The sequence below is a fragment of the Streptomyces sp. NPDC007025 genome (genome assembly GCF_042869455.1).
Taxonomy (GTDB): domain Bacteria; phylum Actinomycetota; class Actinomycetes; order Streptomycetales; family Streptomycetaceae; genus Streptomyces.
In genome coordinates, this window is sequence record NZ_JBIAFT010000002.1 from 508,532 (window position 1) to 530,854 (window position 22,323).

23 protein-coding genes and 2 pseudogenes are annotated in these 22,323 nt (G+C 73.8%); 12 read left to right on the forward strand and 13 right to left on the reverse strand.

Features of this window, described 5'->3' with window-relative positions; genetic code table 11:
• Window positions 1-75 precede the first annotated feature (75 nt).
• Complete coding sequence (locus tag ACFYMO_RS05865) at window positions 76-963, forward strand: alpha/beta fold hydrolase (protein ID WP_366772778.1); 888 nt, start codon at window positions 76-78, stop codon at window positions 961-963.
• An 18-nt stretch (window positions 964-981) separates the two neighbouring features.
• Here the strand turns inward: ACFYMO_RS05865 and ACFYMO_RS05870 are convergent, their stop codons facing one another.
• Both ACFYMO_RS05870 and ACFYMO_RS05875 read right to left on the reverse strand, forming a co-directional pair.
• The gene (locus ACFYMO_RS05870; protein ID WP_388544471.1) at window positions 982-1,344 is read right to left on the reverse strand and encodes a DoxX family protein; all 363 of its coding nucleotides are present in this window, start codon (window positions 1,342-1,344) and stop codon (window positions 982-984) included.
• A gap of 39 nt (window positions 1,345-1,383) precedes the next feature.
• Window positions 1,384-1,917, reverse strand: a complete 534-nt coding sequence (locus tag ACFYMO_RS05875) for a cupin domain-containing protein (RefSeq protein ID WP_388544474.1) — start codon at window positions 1,915-1,917, stop codon at window positions 1,384-1,386.
• An 80-nt stretch (window positions 1,918-1,997) separates the two neighbouring features.
• Between ACFYMO_RS05875 and ACFYMO_RS05880 the strand changes: the two are divergent.
• Window positions 1,998-2,848: pseudogene (locus tag ACFYMO_RS05880) on the forward strand (LysR family transcriptional regulator).
• Between the two features lie 33 nt (window positions 2,849-2,881).
• Here the strand turns inward: ACFYMO_RS05880 and ACFYMO_RS05885 are convergent.
• Entirely contained in the window at window positions 2,882-3,451 is a 570-nt protein-coding gene (locus tag ACFYMO_RS05885) for a helix-turn-helix domain-containing protein (protein ID WP_366772781.1), read from the reverse strand.
• A gap of 70 nt (window positions 3,452-3,521) precedes the next feature.
• On the opposite strand from ACFYMO_RS05885, the gene ACFYMO_RS05890 reads away from it, so the two are divergent.
• A complete protein-coding gene (locus ACFYMO_RS05890) occupies window positions 3,522-4,415 on the forward strand; it encodes an NADP-dependent oxidoreductase (RefSeq protein ID WP_388544477.1) in 894 nt (297 codons plus the stop codon).
• A 34-nt stretch (window positions 4,416-4,449) separates the two neighbouring features.
• On the opposite strand, the gene ACFYMO_RS05895 is transcribed toward ACFYMO_RS05890, so the two are convergent.
• Together ACFYMO_RS05895 and ACFYMO_RS05900 are read right to left on the reverse strand one after the other, a co-directional pair.
• The gene (locus tag ACFYMO_RS05895) at window positions 4,450-5,217 is read right to left on the reverse strand and encodes a DUF4232 domain-containing protein (protein WP_388544480.1); all 768 of its coding nucleotides are present in this window, start codon (window positions 5,215-5,217) and stop codon (window positions 4,450-4,452) included.
• 294 nt (window positions 5,218-5,511) lie between these two features.
• On the reverse strand, window positions 5,512-6,495 hold the full coding sequence (locus ACFYMO_RS05900; RefSeq protein WP_366772784.1) for a WYL domain-containing protein: 984 nt from the start codon (window positions 6,493-6,495) through the stop codon (window positions 5,512-5,514).
• Between the two features lie 103 nt (window positions 6,496-6,598).
• Between ACFYMO_RS05900 and ACFYMO_RS05905 the strand changes: the two genes are divergently transcribed.
• Complete coding sequence (locus tag ACFYMO_RS05905; RefSeq protein ID WP_366772785.1) at window positions 6,599-6,997, forward strand: VOC family protein; 399 nt, start codon at window positions 6,599-6,601, stop codon at window positions 6,995-6,997.
• 177 nt (window positions 6,998-7,174) lie between these two features.
• Here the strand turns inward: ACFYMO_RS05905 and rpsN are convergent, their stop codons facing one another.
• Together rpsN and rpmB are read right to left on the reverse strand one after the other, a co-directional pair.
• Window positions 7,175-7,480, reverse strand: coding sequence for a 30S ribosomal protein S14 (gene rpsN, locus ACFYMO_RS05910; protein WP_366772786.1), 306 nt, complete (start codon window positions 7,478-7,480; stop codon window positions 7,175-7,177).
• Entirely contained in the window at window positions 7,480-7,716 is a 237-nt protein-coding gene (gene rpmB, locus ACFYMO_RS05915) for a 50S ribosomal protein L28 (RefSeq protein WP_366772787.1), read from the reverse strand. Before rpmB ends, rpsN begins: the two co-directional genes overlap by 1 nt.
• A gap of 62 nt (window positions 7,717-7,778) precedes the next feature.
• Here rpmB and rpmG point away from each other — a divergent pair, with 62 nt between their 5' ends.
• From rpmG to ACFYMO_RS05940, 5 genes and pseudogenes are all read left to right on the forward strand, one after another.
• Complete coding sequence (rpmG, locus tag ACFYMO_RS05920; protein ID WP_366772788.1) at window positions 7,779-7,943, forward strand: 50S ribosomal protein L33; 165 nt, start codon at window positions 7,779-7,781, stop codon at window positions 7,941-7,943.
• A gap of 53 nt (window positions 7,944-7,996) precedes the next feature.
• A complete protein-coding gene (locus tag ACFYMO_RS05925) occupies window positions 7,997-8,245 on the forward strand; it encodes a type B 50S ribosomal protein L31 (protein WP_366772789.1) in 249 nt (82 codons plus the stop codon).
• Window positions 8,245-9,405 (forward strand): CobW family GTP-binding protein, encoded by a 1,161-nt coding sequence (locus tag ACFYMO_RS05930; protein WP_388544486.1) that lies wholly within the window; start codon window positions 8,245-8,247, stop codon window positions 9,403-9,405. Before ACFYMO_RS05925 ends, ACFYMO_RS05930 begins: the two co-directional genes overlap by 1 nt.
• A 91-nt stretch (window positions 9,406-9,496) precedes the next feature.
• Window positions 9,497-9,671, forward strand: a pseudogene (gene rpsR / locus ACFYMO_RS05935) (30S ribosomal protein S18); the annotation flags it as partial.
• A 188-nt stretch (window positions 9,672-9,859) separates the two neighbouring features.
• The gene (locus tag ACFYMO_RS05940; RefSeq protein ID WP_366772791.1) at window positions 9,860-10,216 is read left to right on the forward strand and encodes a nuclear transport factor 2 family protein; all 357 of its coding nucleotides are present in this window, start codon (window positions 9,860-9,862) and stop codon (window positions 10,214-10,216) included.
• 65 nt (window positions 10,217-10,281) lie between these two features.
• Here the strand turns inward: ACFYMO_RS05940 and ACFYMO_RS05945 are convergent, their stop codons facing one another.
• On the reverse strand, window positions 10,282-11,760 hold the full coding sequence (locus ACFYMO_RS05945) for an aminotransferase class V-fold PLP-dependent enzyme (RefSeq protein ID WP_366772792.1): 1,479 nt from the start codon (window positions 11,758-11,760) through the stop codon (window positions 10,282-10,284).
• Complete coding sequence (locus ACFYMO_RS05950; RefSeq protein WP_388544490.1) at window positions 11,750-13,162, reverse strand: MFS transporter; 1,413 nt, start codon at window positions 13,160-13,162, stop codon at window positions 11,750-11,752. The genes ACFYMO_RS05945 and ACFYMO_RS05950 overlap by 11 nt, the downstream gene beginning before the upstream one ends.
• A gap of 149 nt (window positions 13,163-13,311) precedes the next feature.
• On the opposite strand from ACFYMO_RS05950, the gene ACFYMO_RS05955 reads away from it, so the two are divergent.
• Window positions 13,312-16,110, forward strand: coding sequence for a SpoIIE family protein phosphatase (locus tag ACFYMO_RS05955; protein WP_388544493.1), 2,799 nt, complete (start codon window positions 13,312-13,314; stop codon window positions 16,108-16,110).
• Between the two features lie 62 nt (window positions 16,111-16,172).
• On the opposite strand, the gene ACFYMO_RS05960 is transcribed toward ACFYMO_RS05955, so the two are convergent.
• Both ACFYMO_RS05960 and ACFYMO_RS05965 read right to left on the reverse strand, forming a co-directional pair.
• Complete coding sequence (locus ACFYMO_RS05960) at window positions 16,173-16,577, reverse strand: hypothetical protein (RefSeq protein ID WP_366772795.1); 405 nt, start codon at window positions 16,575-16,577, stop codon at window positions 16,173-16,175.
• Between the two features lie 269 nt (window positions 16,578-16,846).
• Window positions 16,847-17,854 carry an NAD(P)/FAD-dependent oxidoreductase gene (locus tag ACFYMO_RS05965; RefSeq protein ID WP_366772796.1) on the reverse strand — a complete coding sequence of 336 codons (1,008 nt, stop codon included), beginning with the start codon at window positions 17,852-17,854 and terminating at the stop codon, window positions 16,847-16,849.
• Window positions 17,855-17,950: 96 nt separating this feature from the next.
• Here ACFYMO_RS05965 and ACFYMO_RS05970 point away from each other — a divergent pair, with 96 nt between their 5' ends.
• Window positions 17,951-18,529, forward strand: a complete 579-nt coding sequence (locus ACFYMO_RS05970; protein WP_388544498.1) for a helix-turn-helix domain-containing protein — start codon at window positions 17,951-17,953, stop codon at window positions 18,527-18,529.
• A 140-nt stretch (window positions 18,530-18,669) separates the two neighbouring features.
• The gene (locus tag ACFYMO_RS05975) at window positions 18,670-19,539 is read left to right on the forward strand and encodes a class I SAM-dependent methyltransferase (protein WP_388544501.1); all 870 of its coding nucleotides are present in this window, start codon (window positions 18,670-18,672) and stop codon (window positions 19,537-19,539) included.
• Window positions 19,540-19,636: 97 nt separating this feature from the next.
• Here ACFYMO_RS05975 and ACFYMO_RS05980 read toward each other — a convergent pair whose 3' ends face one another.
• On the reverse strand, window positions 19,637-21,148 hold the full coding sequence (locus tag ACFYMO_RS05980) for an MFS transporter (RefSeq protein ID WP_366772799.1): 1,512 nt from the start codon (window positions 21,146-21,148) through the stop codon (window positions 19,637-19,639).
• 106 nt (window positions 21,149-21,254) lie between these two features.
• On the reverse strand, window positions 21,255-22,286 hold the full coding sequence (locus ACFYMO_RS05985) for a hypothetical protein (RefSeq protein WP_366772800.1): 1,032 nt from the start codon (window positions 22,284-22,286) through the stop codon (window positions 21,255-21,257).
• Window positions 22,287-22,323 lie beyond the last annotated feature (37 nt).

Here is a 22,323-nt window from a genome sequence, read left to right on the forward strand (position 1 = left end):
GCTGTACTGATCGGCTGCTCATCGGGCTGGTGCACCGTGGTCCGGTCAGTCACCCGACCTGGGGAAAGGACCCCTATGGCTTCCGCTCTGCCTGCCCTGCCCGGCTTCGACCACCTCCGCGTGCCCGGTGCGGAGGGCGTGGACCTCTCCGTCGCCACCGGCGGGAGCGGTACCCCCGTGGTGCTGCTGCACGGCTTCCCGCAGACCCACCTGATGTGGCGGCACGTCGCGCCGCTGCTGGCCGCCGAGCACACGGTGATCTGCCCCGACCTGCGCGGCTACGGCGCCAGCGACAAGCCGGCGGCCGCGGATGCGGACGTGTACGCCAAGCGCACCATGGCCGCCGACATCGTCGCCGCCGCGGCGGCGCTGGGGCATGACCGGTTCGCGCTCGTCGGTCACGACCGCGGCGCGCTCGTCGCCTTCCGGGCCGGGCTGGACCACCCCGAGACCGTCACGCACCTCGGCATCCTCGACGTGGTGCCCACGCTGGACATGTGGAATGTGTTGCAGGGAGTCTCGGCCGCGGTCGGCTACCACCTCTTCCTGATGGCCCAGCCGCCGGGACTGCCCGAGACGATGATCGCCAACAGCGCCGACGCGTTCTTCGGGTCCTTCCTCGATGCCTGGGCGGGGGACCGGGCGGCGATCCCGGATCCGGTGCGGAGCGCGTACCTGCGGGCGAGTGCCGCTGCGGTGCCCTCGATCGTGGCCGACTACCGGGCGTCCGCCGGTGTCGACGTCGACCACGACCAGGCGGACCTGGACGCCGGTTCCCAGCTCGCGATGCCCGTCACCGTCGTCCAGCAGGACTGGGGAGCGCGGCTCGGCTACGACGCCGCACAGGTGTGGCATGCGTGGGCGCCCGACCTCGACCACCGTCTCACCGGCGCGGGGCACTTCATGGCGGAGGAAGCTCCCGAGGAGATCGCGGAGGCGATCCGGGAGCTGCTGGCGCGCTGACGGTCCGCGGAGCGGTGCTCACAGCCATGCAGTCCCCAGCCAGGCGGTGGTGGCAGCGGCGCACAGGAGCGTGAGGCTGAGCGCGATCCTGCGGTCCCCGAGCCGCAGATGGACACCGATCGCACCGATCTGAAGGGCCGTGAATCCGAGGGCAGCGGCCGGGGCCGGCCAGGGTGCGATGCCGGTCGCGGGCGGCAGCACCAGCCCGAGCGCACCGAGCACTTCGAGCAGCCCGATCCCCCGGACGGCCGTCATCGGCACACTGTCCACCCAGGCCATCATCGGCCGGAGCCGTGCGCGGCTCCGGACCGCTTTCGCTCCGCCCCCGTAGAAGGAGAAGAGGGCGAGTGGACCGGCGACGAGCCAGTATGCGACGTTCACAGTTCCGCTCCAGGACGGTTGATGAAAATTGACATACCGTCACCGAGCAAACGGATGCATGGACTTCGGGCCGCCGGCGCCGGGGGCGAAGTCGGTGGCCGGTTCTGTGGCGTACCGGCTCATCGTCCGGATGTGTGCCCCGGGTGACGCCGCGTCCTCGGAGCCCAGGTCCCGGAGGTCCCGGAAGTACTGCACATAGAGGTCGGGGGTGAAGGCGCTGAGCAGCACGGCCGGCCGGTCGGAGATGTTGGCGAAGGTGTGCGGGGCTCCCGGCGGGACCATCACCAGTGTTCCCGCCGGCGCGTCGTGCTCCTGTTCTCCGACCGTGAACCGCACGGTGCCGGAGACGACGTAGAAGCCCTCGTCGTGCTCCGCGTGGCGGTGCTGCGGCGGGCCGGCGGTGCGGGGAGCGAGGACGGACTCGGCGATCCCCAGCCGGTGCCCGGTGGTGCTGCCGTCCTCGAGTATGCGCATGCGGGTGGTGCCCAGCGCGATCGTCTCGCCTTCGTCCGGACCGACCACCGATACCGCGGGGTCGGCTGCCGGGGCGCTGTTCTTCGGTTCGTCAGCCATGCCCCGATTCCACGGGCGGGGCGCCGCCTGCGTCCAAGACCTCTTCCGCACCCGCGATACCGCGGGAGTATCGTCGCAGCATGGAGCTACGCACGCTGCGCTACGTCGTGGCGGTCGCCGAGGAACTCCACTTCGGCCGGGCGGCCGCCCGGCTGCACATGAGCCAGCCGCCGCTGAGCCGGGCGATCAAGCAGTTGGAGACCGAGCTCGGCGCTGTGCTCCTCCACCGGTCGTCCTCGGGTGCCTCCCTCGCCCCGGCGGGAGAGGTGCTGCTCGACGACGCCCGGAGGCTGCTCGCCCGGGCCGACCGGGCCCGCGCCCGGGTGGCCGCGGCGTCCGGTGCCGCCGTCCTCACCGTCGGACTCCTCGGGGACAGCGCCGACCCCGCTGTACGGCGGCTGGCCGCCACCTGCCGCCGGCGCCATCCGCAGCTGGAGGTCAGGCTCCGCGAGACGGACCTGAGCGATCCCACCTGCGGGCTGCACCGGGGCCTGGTCGATCTGGCCCTCACCCGCGCCCCGTTCGACGAGACCGGCCTGGCCGTGCGCGAGTTGCGTGCCGACCCGGTGGGAGCGCTGCTGCGCAGCGACGACCCGCTGGCCCGCCGGGGGCGGTTGCGGTCGTCCGAGGTCGCGGACCGCCGCTGGTTCCTCTTCCGGCAGGCACCGACTCCCGCTGGCAGGCGTACTGGAGCGGAGGCGAGCGCCGTGAGGGGCCGGTGGTGCGCACCGTCCAGGAGTGCCGGCAGGCCGTCCTGTGGAACGGCACGGTGGGCATGACGCTCTTGGAACACCGGCCTCCGGAGGGGCTGACCGGGGTGCCGCTGACCGACCTGCCGCCGAGCCGTGTGGTGGTGGCGTGGAAGCAGGGCGACCGGAATCCGCTGATCCGCTCCTTCGTCCGGACCGCGCTCGAGGTCTACCGCGGCTGAGCTGCCGCACCGGTGGACGGCGGGCGCGGGAGGTCAGGTGACCGCCCAGGCCGCCTCGATCATGCGGAAGACCTCGTCCACCGCCGCCTGCGGATCGGCCGACTCGCGGGCCAGTGAGTAGGCGTCGACCGTGAACCTGGCGAGCGTCCGGCAGGCGGTGCTGGTCCGGGCCAGGCCGGGGTCCGCTGCCATGGCCGCCGCCAGCGATTCCGCGTGGCGCAGCCTCATCGACTCCTCGTACGCACGCAGCGCGGGCGAGGAGTCGATCATGTGCCAGACCGGAGAGGCGCTGTCGGCTGTGCAGTGCCGCACCAGGGCGTGGATCTCCCGGCGCAGGGCGGAGACGAGGGGCTCCTCGGGTGTCCGGTCGGTGACCGCCCGGACGAGGCGCTGCTCGAAGTCGGCGTCCTGCTCGAACACCAGCGCCTCTTTCGAGGCGAAGTGGGAGAAGAGCGTGGTGACGGCCACGTCGGCCTCGGCGGCGACCTCGCGGATGCCCACCGCGTCGTATCCGCGCTCCAGGAACAGCCGGAGGGCGGTGTCCGCGATCTTCTGACGGGTCGCCGCCTTCTTGCGTTCGCGGCGTCCGGGCGGCGTGGTCATGCGCTGAAGCTACCAGATGTGAAACCCTAACCGTTTCGGAAAACTAACCGTTAGTGCTACGGTCTGCCTCATGAGAAAAGTGAGCTTCGCCGAGTTCGGCGGTCCGGAAGTGCTGCGTCTCGTGGACGCCGACGAGCCCCACGCGGGTCCCGGCCAAGTGCGGGTCGCCGTCCGCGCTGCCGGTGTGAACCCCGTCGACTGGAGGATCCGGGAGGGGCAGATCCTGCAGGCCCATCCGATCGAACTGCCCGCCGGAGTCGGGCTGGACGCCGCCGGAGTGGTGGACGAGGTCGGCGAGGGCGTCGAAGGCGTCGAGGCCGGGGACCCGGTGTTCGGCGAGGGGGCCGACACCTACGCCGAGTTCGCCGTGCTCTCGGCCTGGGCCCCGATACCCGAGCGTCTGACCTTCGAGGAGGCGGCCGGATACCCCTCCGTCGTGGAGACCGCGCTGCGCATCATCCGCGAAGTCGGGGTGCGGCCCGGCCAGATCCTGCTGGTCAGCGGCGCGTCCGGGGGAGTCGGCTCGGCCGTGCTGCAGATCGCCCGCGACCGCGGCATCGCGGTGATCGGCACGGCCGGGGCGGCGAACCAGGACTATCTGCGCGGCCTGGGCGCCACCGCCACCACCTACGGCGCGGGCTGGACAGAGCGGGTCCGGCGACTCGGCCGCGTCGACGCGGCGCTCGATCTCGCCGGTGCGGGCGTCCTGGCCGAACTCGTCGAGCTGACCGGGGACGCGCGGAAGGTCGTCTCCATCGCCGACCTCGCCGCACCGGAGTTCGGTGTCCGGTTCTCCGGGACGGCCGGGAGCGTCCCGGCGGCGCTGGCCGAGGCCGGCCGCCTCATCGCGCAGGGAAAGCTCCACATCCCGGTCGAGAAGTCCTACCCGCTCGCCGAGGCCGCGGCCGCGCACATCGACAGCCAGGCGGGCCATACCCGCGGGCGCCGGGTCCTGGTCGTCTGAGCCGTCCCCGGCCCGGTCACGCCGCCCGGTGCCGTCACTTGCCGGCGCCGACGGGGCCGACCGTGACCCCGGACTCGGTGGTTTCGGAGACCGGCAGGTTGAAACTGATCGGCAGGGTCTGCGAGCTGGTCTCGTTCGGCGGAGTGACCACGAGGCCGGTGACGTCCACGCCGCTGCCGCCGGTGTCGTTGGGCGGGTAGTGCAGGGTGAACCGGGTCGACTCACCGGGGCTGACGCGGACCGTCGGGGCGGCGACGCCGTTCCGGGCGGCGTTCATGGTGCCCGCTTCGCTCTGCAGGTCGACCCCGGGGTATCCGTGCATCGTGCACGCCGTGGCGGTGGTGTTCTTGAGGTTCACCAGGAAGCTGCCCCGGGCCATGCCGGGCGAGGTGCTGAAGTCGAGTCCGGAGGTCTTGCAGGGGCCGATCTCGGGCGTCCCGCCATCGGGACCGCCCTGCCCTCCGGAGGAGCCCGCCCCCTCGCTCTTCCCCGAGGAACCGGACGTCTCCTTGCCGGAGTTCTCGCTGCCACCGTCCCGGGTGCGGGACGAGGGCGAGGGGGAGGTGCCGCTCTCCTTCCGCGAGCTGTCCTCGGACGAGTCGCCGGGCACGGGGGCCGCTTCGCCGGCCACCTTCTCGGGTGCGTCAGCCGCCTGTTCGCCGCATCCGCTCAGCAGGGCCGCCGTGAGTCCCACCGCGAGCCCGGCCGCGAGCCGCGCGCCCCCCGTGCCGCGCGACCTTCCGGACCTGCCCCCCGCGGCCCTCCGGGCCGCCCGCACCGCATGCTGCTCTCGTTCGCTCATCGCCGCCACGCCCTGATCATCCCATCGTGTGTCCATGCCGGATGCGGGGGAGTCACTGCCCGGACCGCCCCGTGCCGTACGAGTTCGATGCCGGAGGCCGGGGAAAAGTTCACAACGGGGCGCATGCGGCGGTCCGTTGCGGCGGGGATCCGGTGTCGGACCGCGCAACTCGCTGCTCCCGGCAGTACGTTCTCCGTTCCCGGGGGAAGCGTTCGCGGGCGGCACGGCCACCGTCCACCGCGTTCCCCTCGCGGGGCCGGGGCACCGGCCGGTCGCGGCCGGGCGGCCCGGGGGTCAGGTGTTCCGCGCGCAGGACGAGAGGCGGTCGGCGAGCGCTGTGACGAGGTCACGCAGCTCCGCGGGGCGCTCGATGACGAACGGCCGGTCCAGCGAGGCGAGGACGGGCGGCAACCAGCCGAGCTCCGCCACCCGCAGCTCGGCCCGAAGCCACCGCTCGGCCGGAGCGTCCGTGCCCTCCGCGGGCTCCGTCAGGCGCGCGACCGAGGCGGGCAGACCGGCGCGGATCTGCTCCACGGTCCCGTGGATCCGCAGGACCACCTCGTACCGGTACTCGGCCGTCGCGAAACCGTCCAGTACGCGCTGCGCCGGGTCGGTCCCGGCCGGGATCCCGAAGGTGCCGGGCAGGGGCCGGGCGCCCTCGATGCGGTCGAGGCGGAGGGTCCGGTCCTGCTCGGCCCCGGGATCCCTGCCCGAGACGTACCACCGGCCCGCGTGGGCGACGATGCCGTAGGCGTGCAGGGTGCGTTCGCTGTGCCGGCCGTGGCGGTCGCGGTATCCGATCGAGAGCGGCCGGCGGTGGCGTACCGCGTCGGCCACGGTCAGCAGGACCTCGGCGTCCGGGGTGGTGAACTCGCCGGGTGCGGAGGTGAAGGCGAGGGACTCCAGGACCGTGTCGAGTCTGCGGGCCACATGCCTGGGCAGCACCCTGCGCACCTTGGCCGCCGCGGTCTCGCCGGCCGTGCCCGCCGCCGTCGTCAGCCCCGCCCGGCGCCCGGCGACCAGGCCGAGCAGCACGGCGAGGGCCTCGTCGTCGCTGAGCATCAGCGGAGGCAACCGGTGCCCCGGGGCGAGCCGGTATCCGCCGTAGCGGCCCCGCACCGTCTCCACGGGTACGTCCAGGTCGATCAGCTGGCCCACGTACCGCCGCACGGTCCGGCCGTCGACGCCGAGCCGGTCGGCGAGTTCGGCCACCGGCCGGATGCCGCCCGACTGCAGAAGTTCCAGCAGGGTCAGCACGCGCCCGGTGGGTCGAGACATGGCGGCAGCCTAGCGCGCATACCGGACCGATTCCGTCCGCTATCTGTCCTAGCGTGCGCAGCGCAGCCGCTTCACCGGCACTTCACCGACTTGGGAGAACACCGTGGACTTCGTTTCGATCCGCATCATCACCGGCGACGTCGCGCGCCTCGTCGCCTTCTACGAGAGGGCCACCGGGGTGTCGGCGGCCTGGGCGACCGAGGAGTTCGCCGAACTCGTCACCCCCAGGGCCACCCTCGCGATCGGCGGTACCCGCACCGTCCCGATGTTCGCACCGGACTCCGCGCGTCCCGCGGCGAACCACAGCGTGATCATCGAGTTCCTCGTCGAGGACGTGGACCGGGTGCACGGCAACCTGAGCGGCCTGGTGGAGGAGTTCGTCGCCGGGCCCACCACCATGCCCTGGGGTAATCGGGCGCTGCTCTTCCGCGACCCCGACGGCAACCTCGTCAACTTCTTCACGCCGGTCACCCCGGCCGCCGTGGCGAAGTTCGCCCGCTGACCCGGCGCCCGGCCCGCGCACGCCGCGGGCCGGCGGCGTGTCCCGTCGGGCGCCGCCGGGCACCGGCCCCGCGCGGCCCCGTGCGGGGCCGCGCGGTTCTGCCCCGTTGCCGCTGCGCGGGGTGAGGGGCGCCCCCCGGGTGCGGGGAGGCGCGGTGGCGCGCCCCTCAGAAGGAGGTCACCAGGAGGACTTGGTCACTCCGGGGAGTTCACCCGCGTGCGCCATCGCGCGCATACGGACACGGGAGAGACCGAAGGCCCGCAGGTGGCCGCGGGGACGGCCGTCGACGCCGTCCCGGTTGCGTACCCGCGTCGCACTGGCGTCCCGCGGCTGCCGCCGCAGTTCCCGGAGCGCGGCCCCGCGTTCGGCGGGTGTGGAGCCCGGGTGGCGGAGGATCTCCTTCAGCTCGGCCCGGCGCCGTGCGTACCGCGCCACGACCGCCTTGCGCTTCTCGTTCTTGGCGATCTTGCTCTGCTTGGCCATCAGACTTTTCCTCCTCGTGCGCGGATCCGCGCGACGGCGGCCTCGACGCCGATGACGTCGACCGTCCGGATCCCTTTCGCGCTCAGGGTGAGGCGCACGTGACGGTTCTCATCGGCGAGCCAGTAGCGCTTGCGCTGGATGTTGGGGTCGAAGCGCCGGTTGGTGCGCCGATGGGAGTGGGAGACGGACTTGCCGAACACCGGCTGTGCGCCGGTCAACTGGCAGTGGGCGGACATGGGAGACCTTTCTCTCGGTGGAGCAGACTTGGTAATGGTAACCATTTCCATATACTGGTCTCATGGCACGCGACGAACTCCGCCCGATCATCAAGCTCACCTCCACCGCCGGAACCGGCTACACCTACGTGACCCGCAAGAACCGCCGGACCACTCCCGACCGGCTGACGCTGCGCAAGTACGACCCCGTCGCCCGCCGGCACGTCGACTTCCGCGAAGCCCGCTGATCGCTGACCCCCTCCCGCACACCTGGCACCGACCCCAGCAGAAGGACACCGCTGTGCAGCCCGGAATCCACCCCGCCTACCGGCCTGTCGTCTTCCGCGACACCGGCTTCGCCTTCCTCACCCGCTCCACCATGACCGGCGACGCGACCGTCGCATGGGAGGACGGCAACACCTATCCCGTCGTCGACGTCGAGATCTCCTCCGCGAGCCACCCCTTCCACACCGGGGCCGCACGCGTCCTGGACACCGCCGGACGGGTCGAGCGGTTCGAACGCCGCCACGGCCGCCGGGGAGCCCGCTGATGGCCGCCGACCGCACCCTCCCCGTCGTACTGGTCGGCGGACTGCACGCCGAAGCGCGCACCGAGGTCGTCCGACGGCTGCTCGCCTCGATGCCCGGCAGCGTCTCCCTGCACCACGATCTCGCCGCCGGGCCACAGGGCACGGTGCTGCGGACGGTCCGCGACCGCGACGGCCTGCGCAGCGCCTCCGAGGCGCCGCTGGTGAACAACTGTGCGTGCTGCGCACTCCGCGAGGACCTGATCCCGGAGCTGACCCGGCTGGCCGGCGACGGCACCACCCGCTGCGCCGTCGTCGAACTGTGGGACTCGGTGGAGCCCAGGGCCATGGCCGAGGTCGTCGCCGCGCACAGCCACGGCGTGCTGGAACTCACCGGCGTCATCACGGCGATCGACCCGGCCCTCGTGCTGCCCTTCCTCGCCAACGGCGACGATCTCGCCGAGGCCGGTCTCGCCGCGGCACCGTCCGACCGGCGCACCGTCGCCGACACCTGGGCCAGGCAGCTCGAATACGCCGCCGTGCTGGCACTCGTGGAGGACGAGGAGTGGCCCGCCGACGAGGAGGACCGGGCGCTGCTGGCCCAACTGCATCCCACGGCACGCCAGGTGGACGCCGCCTCGGGCGAACTGGTGGCGGCAGCCCTGGCGGGCTTCGACGCCGAGGCCGCCGCGGCCGCGCAGCACCCCGCGTGCGCGCTGCTGCCCCAGGCAGCCGACGAGGCGGGCGTCGCCACCTGCGTATGGCACCGGGACCGCCCCTTCCACCCCGAACGGCTCTACCAGGCGCTGGAGGAACTCACCTGCGCCGCCGCGCGCAGCCGCGGCCGTTTCTGGCTCGCCGACCGGCCCGACACCCTCCTCTCCTGGGACGCGGCGGGCGGGGCGCTGTGCGTCGAGGAGGTCGGCCCCTGGCTGGCCGCCCTCCCCGACGCCGCCTGGGAGATGGTGCCCCCGGTACACCGCGCCGCCGCTGCGCTGGACTGGCACCCCGAACACGGCGACCGCTGCCAGCACCTTGTCTTCACCGCTCCCGGCCTGGACCGGGACGGGCTGGCCGAGGTCCTGGAGTCCTGCCTGCTGACGGACGCGGAGTTCGCCGCGGGGCGCGAGGCGTGGAAGCACCTGCCACCCGCCTTCGACGCCCTCCTCGACCCCGTTCCCTGACGTACCCAAGCGCCCCCCGCCCCGCAAGCGAAGGACTCCCCATGGCTCAGCGCCCCGGCGCCCGCAAGGCCCGTGCCCCCGACCGAACCCGCTGGACACTGCGGGCATCACCCGCGTCGACCACAAGGACACCGACCTGCTGCGCACGTTCCTCTCCGACCGCGGCGAGACCCGCTCCCGCCGCGTCACCCGCCTCACCGCCCAGCAGCAGCGGCAGGTGGCGCGTGCTGTCAAGAACGCCCAGCGAGATGGCGCTCCTCCCGTACCCCACCGCTGACGGTACGGGCCGTGCCCGACGCGCCGACGGGGACTCCCGACGCCGACGGGCGGTGCCGGGGAGGAGCCGACGCCGCCGCAGAGCTTCCGGCCCGCCGAGGGCTCCGCCGCCCGGTGGCTGTCGAGGCGCGGCCGCCGCGGTCCTGTCCGACAGCTCACCCACTGCTACTTTTGTGACGTGATCATTGCTGACACCGAGAGCGCGCGGCGCGATGCCGAACTGGTCCTCGACTTCTTCTCGACCGTGCTCTCGGGCGACCGCGACATCTCCGCCGTCCGGCGCTTCCTGGCACCGGACTTCGTCGACCACGACTCCGAAGGCGACCCCGGCAGGACGGGAGTCGCCGCGAAGCTGACCGCGCTGTGGAACGCCCGGCCCGCCGCGGCCTTCCACCCGCACCAGGCGATCGCGGCGGGTGGCTACGTCGCCGTACGGTCCACGCTCGAAGGCGGCGAGCGCCCGGTGCCGTTCGCCGACACCTACCGGGTCGCGGACGGCCGGCTCACCGAGCACTGGCACGTGGTCGGCGCCTGACGTGCCGAGCACCGGCGCCGGGCCGCGGGGGAGCACCGCCGGGCCCCGCAGCGGGGAGCCGGCCCTCACACCCTGAAGACGGTGCCCAGGAACTCCTTCAGCAGCCTTTCCTTGAGCGGCCCGGGCAGCGCGTCCAGGAGCATCAGGACAGGTGCGGTCCGGGCCGGAAGCCCACCCTCGCCGTCCAGTCCGGCATGGGCGAGCACGGCCTCGACCTCCTGCGGCCCGAGCAGGTCCGGATCCAGCCCGGCGGCGAGCTCGGCGAGCCCCGGGTCGACCGCGGCGCGCGGCAGCCGGCGGGCCGTGCGGAGCGCGGCGGCGAGATCCCCGAGCAGGCCCTCCACCCGGTCCACGGTCGCCGGGGTCAGGGTGAGGTGCAGGTTGGGCGGCATGCCCGCGTAGGAGAGCTGCGGTTGCAGGTACCAGCCGGCAGCGCGCATCTCGTCGGCGGCATGCAGCACGAGGCCCGGATCCGGCTCGGCGCCGCTCGCCCCGCCGAGCACGGTGAACGCCACCACCCCCGCGACCGGTTCGCCCAGCACCCGCACCCCGTCGATCCCGCGCAGCCCCGCCAGCAGCCGCTCCGAGGCGTCCGCGACCCGGGCCGCCAGCGCGGTGTACCCCGTCTCGCCCACGTGCTGGAGCACCGCCCACGCCTGGGCCAGCAGACCGGCGGACTTCGTGCCCTGCGCGGTCGGGTTCACCACCGGGTAGCCCGGCCACGCCGCGTGCGCGAAGTACTGGTGGCGGCGCAGCTCCGCATCGGCGTAGAGGACGACGGAGGCCCCCTTGTCGGTGTACGCGTACTTGTGCAGGTCGACGGAGAGCGAGGTGACGCCGGGAACCGTGAGGTCGAAAGCGGGTACCTGGTGCCCGGTGCCGCGCAGCCAGGGCAGCAGCCACCCGCCGAGACAGGCGTCGACATGGCACAGCACGCCCCGCGCGGCGGCCGACGCGGCGATCCCGGCCACCGGATCCAGTACCCCGTGCGCGTACGACGGGGCGGAGGCCACCACGAGCGCCGTGCGGTCGGTGAGCGCGGCGGACATCGCGGCGGCGTCCGCGCGGAAGGTGGCCGGGTCGACCGGAACCGTGACCGCCTCCAGCCCCAGATAGTGCGCGGCCTTGTGGAACGCGGCGTGCGCCGTGGCGGGCAGGACCAGTTGCGGCGCGGTGATCCCGCGCGCCGCACGGGCGTGGTCCCGGGCCGCCTTCACGGCGAGCAGGATGCTCTCGGTGCCGCCGCTGGTGAACGTCCCCTGGGTGCCCGGTGCGCCCAGCAGGGCTGCGGCGGCGCGGACCACGTCGTTCTCCAGCCGCGCCACGCTGGGGAAGACGGTCGGGTCGAGGCCGTTGACGGTCGCGAACTCCGTGTAGGCGGCAGCCGCGAGTCCGTCCACCTCGGCGCGCCCCGCGTCGTAGACGTAGGCGAAGGTGCGTCCGCCCCGGGTGGGTGCGTCCGCCTCGCGCAGTGTCCGCAGCTCGGCGAGTACCTGCTGCGCGGACCGGCCGTCGGACGGCAGGCGGGTGGGGTCAGTCGGCACGGCCGGGCTCCTTCTGCGCGGATGCGGATGCGGTGGGTACGGGCGCCGCGGGGGACGGCAGCCGCGCCGCCGCCTCGTCCCCCCGGTAGTGGTGCAGCAGCGGCAGACTCGCCGCGGCGCACACGGCGGGCAGCACACTCATGCCCAGCGTGATGGCCGTCAGCGCGGCGGTGGGCTGGGCGACGAACCGGTCGGCGTCCGAGGAGCGGAAGCCGGTGACCGCCAGCAGCAGCGCGAACACCCCCGCGCCCAGGGCGAACGCCAGGGTCTCGGCCGCCGTCCAGAGCCCGGTGAAGGTCGCGGCCCGTCGTCTGCCGGTGCGCACGGCGTCAGCGGCGAGCGTCTGAGCGAGCATCGTCAGCGGCAGCAGTTGCAGACCCGCGTAGGCGATGCCGACCACCGCCGCGGCCCCGTGGCCGAACGCCGTACCGGCCAGCGGGGTGAGGCCCAGCAGCAGCGCCCCGGTGAGGAAGAGCAACGAGGCGCACCACTGCGCCCGCTGTACCCCACACCGGTCAGCAAGCCGGTTCCACAGCGGCATCGCCAGGACCAGCGGACCGATCAGGCAGCCGAACAGCGAGGTGACCGCGGCGGCCGAGCCGATCGTGTAGGTGGCGAAGTACTGGACCCCGGCGAGCATCACCCCGACGGCCAGCGCCTGCAGCGTCCACATCCCCGCCAGGAAGCCGAAGGGCCGGTGCGAGCGCGCCGCGGCCAACTGGGCCCGCAGCGAGGGCTCGGCCCGGCTGCGGGCCACCGCCGGAGCCCGCGCGGTGCAGAACCAGGCGCCGAACATACCGAGCGCCAGCAGCGCCGCCACTGCCACGCCCATCGTCCGGTAGCTGCCCGGGCCGCCTCCGCCGCGGTGCGCCAGCGCCGGAGCCAGCGCCCCGGACACCAGGATCGCCGCGCCGAGGAAGCCCACCCGCCAGCCCAGCACCCGCCCCCGTTCGGCCGGGTCCTCGGTCATCTCGGCCGGCATCGTCACATACGGCACCTGGAAGACCGCGTAGGCGGTGGCTGCCAGCAGGAACAGCAGCGCCACGTATCCTGCGGCCGCCGCTCCGCGCAGCGGCGGCGCGGCGAAGAGCAGCGCGAAGGCCGGCGGCAGCGTGCAGGCGCCGATGAGCAGGAAGGGACGGCGTGGTCCGCCGCGCAGCGTGCTGCGGTCCGAGGCGGCGCCCACGACCGGATTGACCAGGATGTCCCATGCCTTGGGCAGGAAGACCGCGGCACCCGCCACGGCGGCCGGGACGGCGAGCACATTGGTGAGGTAGTACAGCAGGATCAGCCCCGGCACGGTGGCGAAGGTGCCCGTGCACAGCGACCCCAGGCCGTACCCGACGCGCACCCGGCGCGGCAGGGGCGAAGCCGCCGCGCCGCCTGCCCCCGTGACTGCCATGGCGCCGATCATGGGGGAGCGGCCGAGCCCCGGCAAGAGGCGTGCGGCACGCGGTCCGGCCACCGCGGAAGGCGCCTGCGGCGCATTGCGGACGCGGCCAGTGGGACACAGGGGCACTGGTGGACGGGGCGCGGTGTTAGGAATGAGTCATGAAACTGCCTCTCCGCCGCCCCGGGAACCGGCCGGCGCGGCCCGCCACCCGCTCCGCGGACAAGGGCCGTTCGCTGCTCCGCCTGCGCAGCGCGGCCGGTCAGGTGTTCGTGCTGCAGGTCGTCCTGGTCCTGCTGCTGGTCGCCGCGGCGGTGGCGGCCCAGGTCGTGCAGGCGCAGCGGGACGCCACGAGCCGGGCCCGCGAGAAGTCGGTCGCGGTGGCCCAGGCGTTCGCGCACGCCCCGGGGGTGGCGGAGGCGATGCGGGGCCCGCATCCGGCCAGGGAGCTCCAGCCGCGCACCGAGGCCGCCCGCAAGGACGCCGGTGTCGACTTCATCGTGCTCATGAGCCGGAAGGGGATCCGCTACACCCAGCCCAATCCGTCGCTGATCGGGAAGAAGTTCGTCGGCACGATCGAGCCCTCGCTCCGCGGCCGCACCACGGTGGAGCGGGTCACCGGCCCGCGCACCGGCGGGGACACCAACGTCGTGCAAGCCGTCGTGCCCGTCCGGGACTCCGACGGCACCATCGTCGGCCTGTCGTCGGCGGGGCTGGCGGTACGCAACGTCGCGGGCATGACCGACCAGCAGCTGCCGATCATCCTCGGCGCGGGCGGCGTCGCCCTGGTGGCCGTCATCGGCGGGACGGCCCTGGTCTCCAGGAGGCTGCTGCGCCAGACGCACGGCCTCGGGCCCGCGGAGATGACGCGGATGTACGAGCACCACGACGCCGTGCTGCACGCGGTGCGGGAGGGCGTGCTCATCCTCGACGCCGACGGGCGCCTCGTGCTGGCCAACGACGAGGCCCGCCGGCTGCTGGACCTGCCCCCCGGCACCGAGCGGCGGCATGTGGGCGAACTGGACCTGGCCGAGGGCATCGCACGGCTGCTGGTGTCGGGCGAGCCGGTCACCGACGAGGTGCTGCTGTCCGGGGACCGGCTGCTGGCGGTCAACATACGTCCCACCTCCCGGCACGGGGGAGCGCTCGGCTCCGTGGTGACACTGCGTGACACCACGGAGCTGTCGGCCGTGTCGGGCCGTGCCCAGGTGGCGCGGGAGAGGCTGAAGCTGCTGTACGAGTCGGGGGTGCGGATCGGCACCACGCTGGATGTGGCCCGCACGGCGCGGGAGCTGGCCCAGGTGGCGGTGCCCGGGTTCGCCGACCTGGCGGCCGTCGACCTGCTGGACGAGGTGGTGCGCGGCCAGGAACCGGCGCCGCAGGCTCAGCGCCGGGTGCGCCGGGTGGCGGTCGGCGAACGGCCCGAGGGACTCCCGCTCTACGAGGTCGGGGAGGCCATCGTCTTCCGGCCCGGTTCTCCGCAGGCCCGCGCGCTCGACGCGGAGCGGGCGGTGCTGGAGGCGGATCTGCACCATGCGGAGGAGTGGCTGCGGCACGATCCGGAGCGCGCGCGGCGGACGCTGGAGTTCGGCGTGCACTCGCTGATCACCGTCCCGCTGCGGGCCAGGGGAGTGATTCTGGGCATCGCGCACTTCTGGCGCAGCGGCGACTCACCGGCCTTCGACGAGGACGACGTCTCCTTCTCCGAGGAGTTGGCGACCCGGGCCGCCGTGGCCATCGACAACGCGCGCCGCTACACCCGCGAGCACGCCATGGCCGTGACCCTGCAGCGCAGCCTGCTGCCGCGCGGGCTGCCCAAGCAGGCGGCCCTGGAGGCGGCCTGGCGCTACGTGCCCGCGGAGGCGGGCGTGGGCGGCGACTGGTTCGACGTCATCCCGCTCTCCGGCACCCGCGTCGCGCTGGTCGTCGGCGACGTGGTGGGGCACGGACTGCACGCGGCCGCGACGATGGGGCGGCTGCGCACCGCCGTGCACAACTTCTCCACCCTCGACCTGCCCCCCGACGAACTGCTCGCCCACCTGGACGAGCTGGTGGCCCGCATCGACGACGAGGAGAGCGACGCCGACCCGAGCGGGCGGCAGTACGAGGGTGTGGCCGGAGCGACCTGCCTGTACGCGGTGTACGACCCGGTGACGGGCTCCTGCACCCTCGCCCGTGCCGGACACCACTGCCCCGCGGTGGTGTATCCGGACGGCACGGTCAGTTATGCGGACGTTCCCGCCTCCCCGCCGCTCGGTCTGGGCGGCCACCCCTTCGAGACCACGGAGCTGCACCTGCCCGAGGGCGCCCAGCTCGTCCTGTACACCGACGGCCTGGTCGAGAGCCGGGACCGGGACATCGACACCGGTCTGGAGATCCTCCGCTCCGTGCTGGAGGAGACCGCGGGCGCGGGCCCGGACGAGACGGCCCGCGCGGTCGCCGGTTCCGTCATGCCGGCCCACCCCTGCGACGACGTCGCCCTGCTGGTGGCCCGCATCCGCAGGCTCGCCCCGGACCAGGTCGCCAAGTGGCAGGTCGACCCCGACCCGGCGGCCGTGGCCCCGGTCCGCGCCGAGTGCGCGGCGCGGCTGCGGGAGTGGGGCCTGGAGGAGATCGGGCACACGACCGAGCTGATCCTCAGCGAACTGATCACCAACGCCATCCGGTACGGGAAGGAGCCGATCCAGGTCCGCCTCCTGCACGACGAGGACAGCCTCATCTGCGAGGTCTCCGACGGCAGCGGAACCTCCCCGCACCTGCGCCGCGCCTCGACCACCGACGAGGGCGGCCGCGGTCTCTTCCTCGTGGCCCAGTTCGCCCAGCGCTGGGGCACCCGCTACATCCCCGGCGGCAAGGTCATCTGGACCGAGCAGCAGTTGCGCGGCGGCGGCTCCGCGCGCCTCGCCGAGCAGCTGCCGGCCGACACGCTGCTGGACCAGTTCGACGACGGGGGCTGGTGAGCGCGCCGGGGTGGTGCGGCCGCCGGGCCGCACCACCCCGTGCGGTCCGCTCCGGTGCCGGGTCACACCGCGGGGCTGCCGCAGTGGCCGCCCGTCAGACAGGCCCGGAAGGTGAGTCCCTTCAGTCCCCGGTAGTCGGCGGAGAAGGTACCCTTGTTGGCGGCGGTCTGGACGGGCTTCCATCCCCTGCCCGCCCACTTCGCCTGGAGGATCACCCACTTCCCGTCCTTGGCGTGGTCGTAGAAGGTGCCCCAGTAGCTGCCGTAGTACGAGCCGCCACCGGAACTGCGGTACCAGGACCAGCACACGCGGATCGAACCCTTGCCGTTGCTGGTCCACACGGTCGCGCACGTACTGCTGCGGGCGGACGCCGCATCCTGCCCGGCGGCGACGGCGCTGCCGCCGCAACCGGTGGTGAGGACGGCCGCTGCCGCCAGTGCCGCCGCCAACACTCCGACCTTGGACATATTTCCTCCTGACGCGGTCACCTCTGGTGATCCTGGCTTTCTGCCGGGTGTGCGTCGAGCATGCCGGTGCCGCCCCGGTCCGGGCATTCCGCCGCGGTTCGGTGTCCGCCTCGTCCGCACGCGGTAGTGCGCCCGAGCGGCCGTGCGGCTTCATCCTCCCGCTGTAGTACGACGGTTCGGCCGACGCGGTATGCCCACCGGCCCGCCGGGGAGTGGCTGCGTGTCCGGCCGCCGGGTGCGAGGCGGCCTGCCCGCGTGCGCGGTCGTCGTCAGGCCGCGGCGGTGCCGGCTCCGGCAGCGGCGAGGGCGGCGTCCGTGTCGGCGGCCGCCAGATCGGCATTGATCCGGGCGCCTGCCAGCGCGCCCGCTGCGGCGGAGGCACCCACCTGGGCGGTCGGATCGGCGGCATTGCCCGCCACCCACACTCCGGGCACTGTGGTGGCCCCGGCCGCGTCCGCGGTGAACCGGCGGCCCATACCCTCGGGCAGGTCCTCCATCGGCAGACCCAGACCGGTCAGGCCCTCGGTGCGGGCGCGCATCGAAGTCGCGACCGCGAGCACCCGGCGGGCCACCACCTGGCCGTCCGCCAGCCGCACCCCGGCGATGCCGCCGTCGCCGTCCTGCACGACCTGCTCGACCGGGGTGCCGACGACCCGGATGCCGCGGGCGTCGAACCGTGCGCGGCTGTCCGCGTCCAGCCCGGCGCCACGGGTGAAGTAGACCAGATCCTCGGTCAGCTGCCGGAAGAGCAGCGCGTGGTGGCGGGAGGCCGGGCCGGTGGCGAGGACGCCGACCGGCTCGTCCCGCGCCTCCCAGCCGTGACAGTACGGGCACTGCACCACGCTCCGCCCCCAGTGCTCCGCGAGCCCGGGGATGTCGGGCAGTACGTCCCGCAGCCCGGTGGCCACCAGCAGCCGGCGTGCCGTCAGCGTGCGGCCGTCGGCCAGGGTGGCGGTGAAGCGCGGGTCGCCCGCGGCGGACGGGTCGGCCGGTTCGGCGCGGGACACCTCGCCGGGCATGAGCACGCCGCCGTAGCGCCGCACCTCCTCCCGGCCCCGCCCGTAGAGCTCGGCGGGCGGCACGCCGTCCAGGCCCAGCAGACCGTGCACACCCTCGGCCGGCGTGTTGCGGGGTGTGCCGCTGTCCACCACGACGACCGAGCGGCGGGAGCGGGCGAGCATCAGGGCGCCGTTCAGTCCCGCGGCGCCGCCGCCGATCACCACTGTGTCGACGGTCTCCCCCGAGAGCGGGCCGGTCCCGGCAGTCGTTCCAGGCATGGTGCGTGCCCTCCTCCAGGTACGGGGCCCGGCCGCTCCGGGCCCGCTGTGCACGACGCTAACCAGACTTTGCACTCTCGGCATAGGATATTGCCCATGACGCAAACAGATGGCGAGCTGGACAGCCTGGTACGCAAACGGATCAGGGCGATGCGGGTGGCGCAGGGCTGGTCCCTGGAAGAACTGGCCACCCGCGCCCGGCTGAGCCAGTCCACGCTCAGCCGCATCGAGAACGGCCGTCGACGGCTGGCGCTGGACACCCTCGTCACCCTCGCCCGCGCCCTGGACACCACCTTGGACCAGCTGGTGGAGACCGCCTCCGACGACGTCGTCACCAGTCCGGTCGTCGACAGCGCGCACGGGATGCTGCAGTGGCCGCTCAAGAGCGACCCGGGCGTGACCGTTGTGCGCCAGCGCATGACCGACCCGCCCCCCGACAATCCCGCACGGATGCGCGCGCACCCCGGCCGTGAATGGCTGGTCGTCCTCTCCGGCACCGCGGTCCTGCTGCTGGGACACCGCCGCCTGCGGGTCGAGACCAACCAGGCCGCGGAGTTCCCCACGATGCTGCCGCACGCCATCGGAGCCGACGGCGGCCCCTGCGAGATCCTCGGAATCTTCGACCGCGACGCCCGCCGGGGCCACCAGCGGGACCGCGGCGAGCGCGACGCATAGCGCCCGCCGGGGCCGGCGCCCCGCAGGGCCGGCCTTGCGTGTCCCGGCGGCCTTGCGCTTTCGGCAGTCCACGGTGCCCTCGGCTTGCGTATCCCGAAAGGAATCGTGCCGTACTCGCATGGCCGTCCTAGCGTGGCGGTATGCCGCACACCTACGCGTCCGCGCCCCGTCGGGACGCCTCCGACGCCCACCAGCCCCAGGACCACGATCAGGCCGAGCTCCTCGACCTGGACGCTAAGGTCCTCGCCGAACACCTCGCGACCATCACCGCGTGGCTGCCCCTCGAAGCGCCCCCGCGCCGGATCGCGGACCTCGGCTGCGGCACGGGAGCCGGCACCTTCGCCCTCCTCGACCGCTACCCCGACGCCCACGTCACGGCCGTCGACTCCTCGACCGAGCACCTGCGACGCCTCCGGGAGAAGGCGTGTGCCCAGGGCGTGGCGGAGCGCGTGCACCCGGTGCGCGCCGACCTGGACGACGCCGACTGGCCCGGTCTGGGCACCCCGGACCTGGTGTGGGCCTCCGCCTCGATGCACCACATGGCCCACCCCGATCACGCACTGCGCCGGATCCACGACGTGCTGCCGCCCGGCGGGCTGTTCGCCGTGGTCGAGCTGGCGGGCTTCCCCCGTTTTCTGCCGCCCGACGCGCCCGAGGACCGGCCCGGTCTGGAAGAGCGCTGCCATGCGGCGAACGACCGGCACCACGCCGCGCACATGCCCCACCGCGGCGCCGACTGGGGGCCGAAGCTGACCGCCGCCGGATTCGCGCTCGACGGGCAGCGCACCCTCGAGGTGAACATCGCGGGCTCCCGCGACGAGGCCGTTGCCGCCTATGCGCTGAGCAGCCTGCGACGCATGCGCGGCAGTCTCGCCGACGCGCTCCCCGCGGAGGACCTCGCCGCACTCGACCGGCTGCTGGACACCGGTGGCCCGCACAGCATCACGCGCCGCCACGACCTCGCCGTCCGTACCGTACGCACCGTCTGGGCGGCCCGGCGCGGCGACTGAACCGGCACGCCGGGCCGCGCCGTTCGACCCCGGGGGTTCCCACCGGTCCGCCGTCCGCCGCCGAGTGCGCGGGGCCCCGGCCCGGCCGGGTGAGGGCTCAGCCCTCCGCGGCCGGGCCGGGCGCTGCCGGCGCGGCGGGCTCGGACCGGATGGGCCGCATGTTCACGAGTACCGCGGCGAGCACCGCGCCGAGCAGCATCACGCCCACCGCCACCCAGGTCGCGGTGGTGAAACCGTGCACCACGCCCTCCCGGACCACCGTCCGGCGCATGCGCGGATCGTGCAGATGGTCGCGGACGTAGTGGTTGGTGACGCTGGTCGCCACGGTGTTGAGCAGCGCGGTGCCGATGGACCCGCCCACCTGCTGCGCGGTGTTCACGGTGGCCGAGGTGACCCCCGAGTCGCGCGCGGCCACGCCCTGCGTAGCCGTGGAGATGACCGGCATGAACGTGCAGCCCAGCCCCAGCCCCAGGAGCAGTTCGGCGGGGAGCAGATGGCTGACGTAGGAGGAGTCGGTGTCCAGTTGGGTCAGCACGGCCATGCCCGCCGCCGCCAGCAGCATGCCCGGCGCCATCAGCAGCCGCGGCGGGACCAGCGGCAGCAGCCGGGCCGAGATCTGGGTGGAGCCGAGGATGATCGCGCCGCTGATCGGCAGATAGGCCAGTCCGGTGCGCAGCGGCGAGTAGCCGAGGATGCCCTGCATGTAGTAGGTCAGGAACAGGAAGACCCCGAACATCCCCAGGGTGGCCATGCCCATGGTGAGGAAGCTGCCCGCACGGTTGCGGTCCTTGACGATGTGCAGCGGCAGCAGCGGAGTGCGCGCCCGGGCCTGCCACAGCACGAAGGCGGCCAGCAGCAGCCCGCTGCCGCACAGCAGCCCCAGCACCATCGCGCTGCCCCAGCCGCGGGGTTCGGCCTCGCTGACTCCGTAGACGAGCGCGAGCAGGCCCCCGCAGCCCAGCACCGCTCCGGGAAGGTCGAGCCGTGCCTCCGCGTGCCCAGGACGGTCGTGCAGCAGCGTCAGTGCGCCCAGCACCGCGGCCCCGGCGAACAGGATGTTGACGTACAGGCACCAGCGCCAGTCCAGATACTCGGTGAGGACTCCGCCCATCAGCAGCCCGATGGCGGCCCCGGCGCCGGCGATGGCGCCGTACACACCGAACGCCCTGCTCCTCTCCCTGGGGTCGGTGAACGTCGTCGACAGCAGGGAGAGCGCGGAGGGGGCCAGCAGGGCTGCGAAGACGCCCTGCAGCGCGCGGGCGCCGAAGAGCATTCCGGAGCTGCCCGCGGCGCCGCCGAGTCCGGATGCGACGGCGAAACCGATCAGCCCGATGACGAAGGTGCGCTTGCGGCCCACGAGGTCGGCCACCCGCCCGCCGAGCAGGAGCAGCCCGCCGAAGGCGAGCGTGTAGGCCGTGATGACCCACTGGCGGTTGTTGTCCGACATGTGCAGCTCGCGCTGCGCGGAGGGCAGTGCCACGTTCACGATCGTCGCGTCCAGCACGACCATCAGCTGGGCGATCCCGATGACGATCAGGGCCCACCACCGGTGCGGGTCCACCGGGTCGGGTGCCTGGTCTCCGTTGGTGTGCACCCGAGCATCGGACATAAGCCTCAGACAACCATCCAGTGGTGCATTCCGCATCCGCAGCGGGGGCCGGGCGGCGGCGCGCGGCCCCCGGCGGGCCCCGAGCGGACAGGGCCCGGTCCCGGTCTCACCCCCGGCCCGGGGCGCTGGCCGCGGTGCCCGTCGCCCGCCGCTCCCGCGCCCGGGCGAGCCGGTGGCGGAGCACGGCCAGGACGACATGGGCCGGCGGCAGGGTCAGCACCCCGGTCAGCAGCAGCGCGGCGGCGATCGGGGCGAGGATCCCGACGCAGTAGGCGGTGTAGGTGTTGTCCGTGCCCCACGCCAGGAAGAGTGCCGAAGCCCCCGGGCGCAGCGGCCGGGCGGCGGCGTGCAGCATGAGGTACGCGCCGACGGTGAGCGCGCCCAGCGGCAGCGCGGCGGCCAGGGTGCGCAGCCAGGCGGTGGCCCCGCCCCACACCAGCGACCAGGACCGGCGCAGCGAGCCCAGCGGGCCCAGCTGCTCCGCCGCCGCGGCCGCCGGAGCCAGGGCCCAGCCGAGCCGGAGTACCAGCGTGATCGCCAGGCCCAGCAGGGGTGCGCCGTCATGCAGCAGCGCGAACCGGGTGGGGTATTCCCACTTGGGGACGAGCGCCGTGTACTCCCTGAACAGGGTGGTGGTGAAGTACTCGGACACCAGGATTCCGGTCACCAGCGGTGCCCACACGCCCCCTGCGCGCAGCAGATACGCCCCCAGCACCGCGCCGAACCGTCCGCGCTCCCGCCCTCCGGCCGGGTGCGCGGAGACGTCCGTGGCGGGGGAGCCGGCGCGTCCGCGGAGGCCTTCCGGGTGGTCGCCGTCCTCCCGGTCGGCCACCGCCCGAGAGGCGGCGGTCTGCACGGCCGCGCAGCCCAGATGCAGCAGCAGCACCAGGAACGGCAGTCCGGCCAGAGTGATCAGCCACAGGTCCTGGACCAGGAGTCCGGACGGAGCGTAGGAGTCCTCCATGCGGCGGGCCGTGATCGCTCCCCGGCGCATCTCGATGAACGCGGGCCAGGCGACCAGGAAGCCGAGGGCCGTGACCAGCAGGCCGCCCAGCGCTGCCAGTCCGGCCGCCCGTGCCGCCAGGCCGAACAGTCGGCGTCCGTCGCCGTACAGGACGGCGCACGCCGTCCGCGGCACGCCGCGTCGCGGCGCGTGTCCCGCGCCGTCTCCTCGC

Bases quoted from the DNA above. Each gene is read 5' to 3' on its own strand.
- rpmG (WP_366772788.1), top strand. From the start codon at position 7,779: ATGGCACGCGACGAACTCCGCCCGATCATCAAGCTCACCTCCACCGCC.
- ACFYMO_RS05965 (WP_366772796.1), bottom strand. From the start codon at position 17,854: ATGCCTGGAACGACTGCCGGGACCGGCCCGCTCTCGGGGGAGACCGTC.
- ACFYMO_RS05865 (WP_366772778.1), top strand. From the start codon at position 76: ATGGCTTCCGCTCTGCCTGCCCTGCCCGGCTTCGACCACCTCCGCGTG.
- ACFYMO_RS05980 (WP_366772799.1), bottom strand. From the start codon at position 21,148: ATGTCCGATGCTCGGGTGCACACCAACGGAGACCAGGCACCCGACCCG.
- ACFYMO_RS05890 (WP_388544477.1), top strand. From the start codon at position 3,522: ATGAGAAAAGTGAGCTTCGCCGAGTTCGGCGGTCCGGAAGTGCTGCGT.
- ACFYMO_RS05875 (WP_388544474.1), bottom strand. From the start codon at position 1,917: ATGGCTGACGAACCGAAGAACAGCGCCCCGGCAGCCGACCCCGCGGTA.
- ACFYMO_RS05900 (WP_366772784.1), bottom strand. From the start codon at position 6,495: ATGTCTCGACCCACCGGGCGCGTGCTGACCCTGCTGGAACTTCTGCAG.
- ACFYMO_RS05885 (WP_366772781.1), bottom strand. From the start codon at position 3,451: ATGACCACGCCGCCCGGACGCCGCGAACGCAAGAAGGCGGCGACCCGT.
- ACFYMO_RS05895 (WP_388544480.1), bottom strand. From the start codon at position 5,217: ATGAGCGAACGAGAGCAGCATGCGGTGCGGGCGGCCCGGAGGGCCGCG.
- ACFYMO_RS05955 (WP_388544493.1), top strand. From the start codon at position 13,312: ATGAAACTGCCTCTCCGCCGCCCCGGGAACCGGCCGGCGCGGCCCGCC.
- ACFYMO_RS05970 (WP_388544498.1), top strand. From the start codon at position 17,951: ATGACGCAAACAGATGGCGAGCTGGACAGCCTGGTACGCAAACGGATC.
- ACFYMO_RS05950 (WP_388544490.1), bottom strand. From the start codon at position 13,162: ATGGCAGTCACGGGGGCAGGCGGCGCGGCGGCTTCGCCCCTGCCGCGC.
- ACFYMO_RS05930 (WP_388544486.1), top strand. From the start codon at position 8,245: ATGGCCGCCGACCGCACCCTCCCCGTCGTACTGGTCGGCGGACTGCAC.
- ACFYMO_RS05960 (WP_366772795.1), bottom strand. From the start codon at position 16,577: ATGTCCAAGGTCGGAGTGTTGGCGGCGGCACTGGCGGCAGCGGCCGTC.
- ACFYMO_RS05975 (WP_388544501.1), top strand. From the start codon at position 18,670: ATGCCGCACACCTACGCGTCCGCGCCCCGTCGGGACGCCTCCGACGCC.
- rpmB (WP_366772787.1), bottom strand. From the start codon at position 7,716: ATGTCCGCCCACTGCCAGTTGACCGGCGCACAGCCGGTGTTCGGCAAG.
- rpsN (WP_366772786.1), bottom strand. From the start codon at position 7,480: ATGGCCAAGCAGAGCAAGATCGCCAAGAACGAGAAGCGCAAGGCGGTC.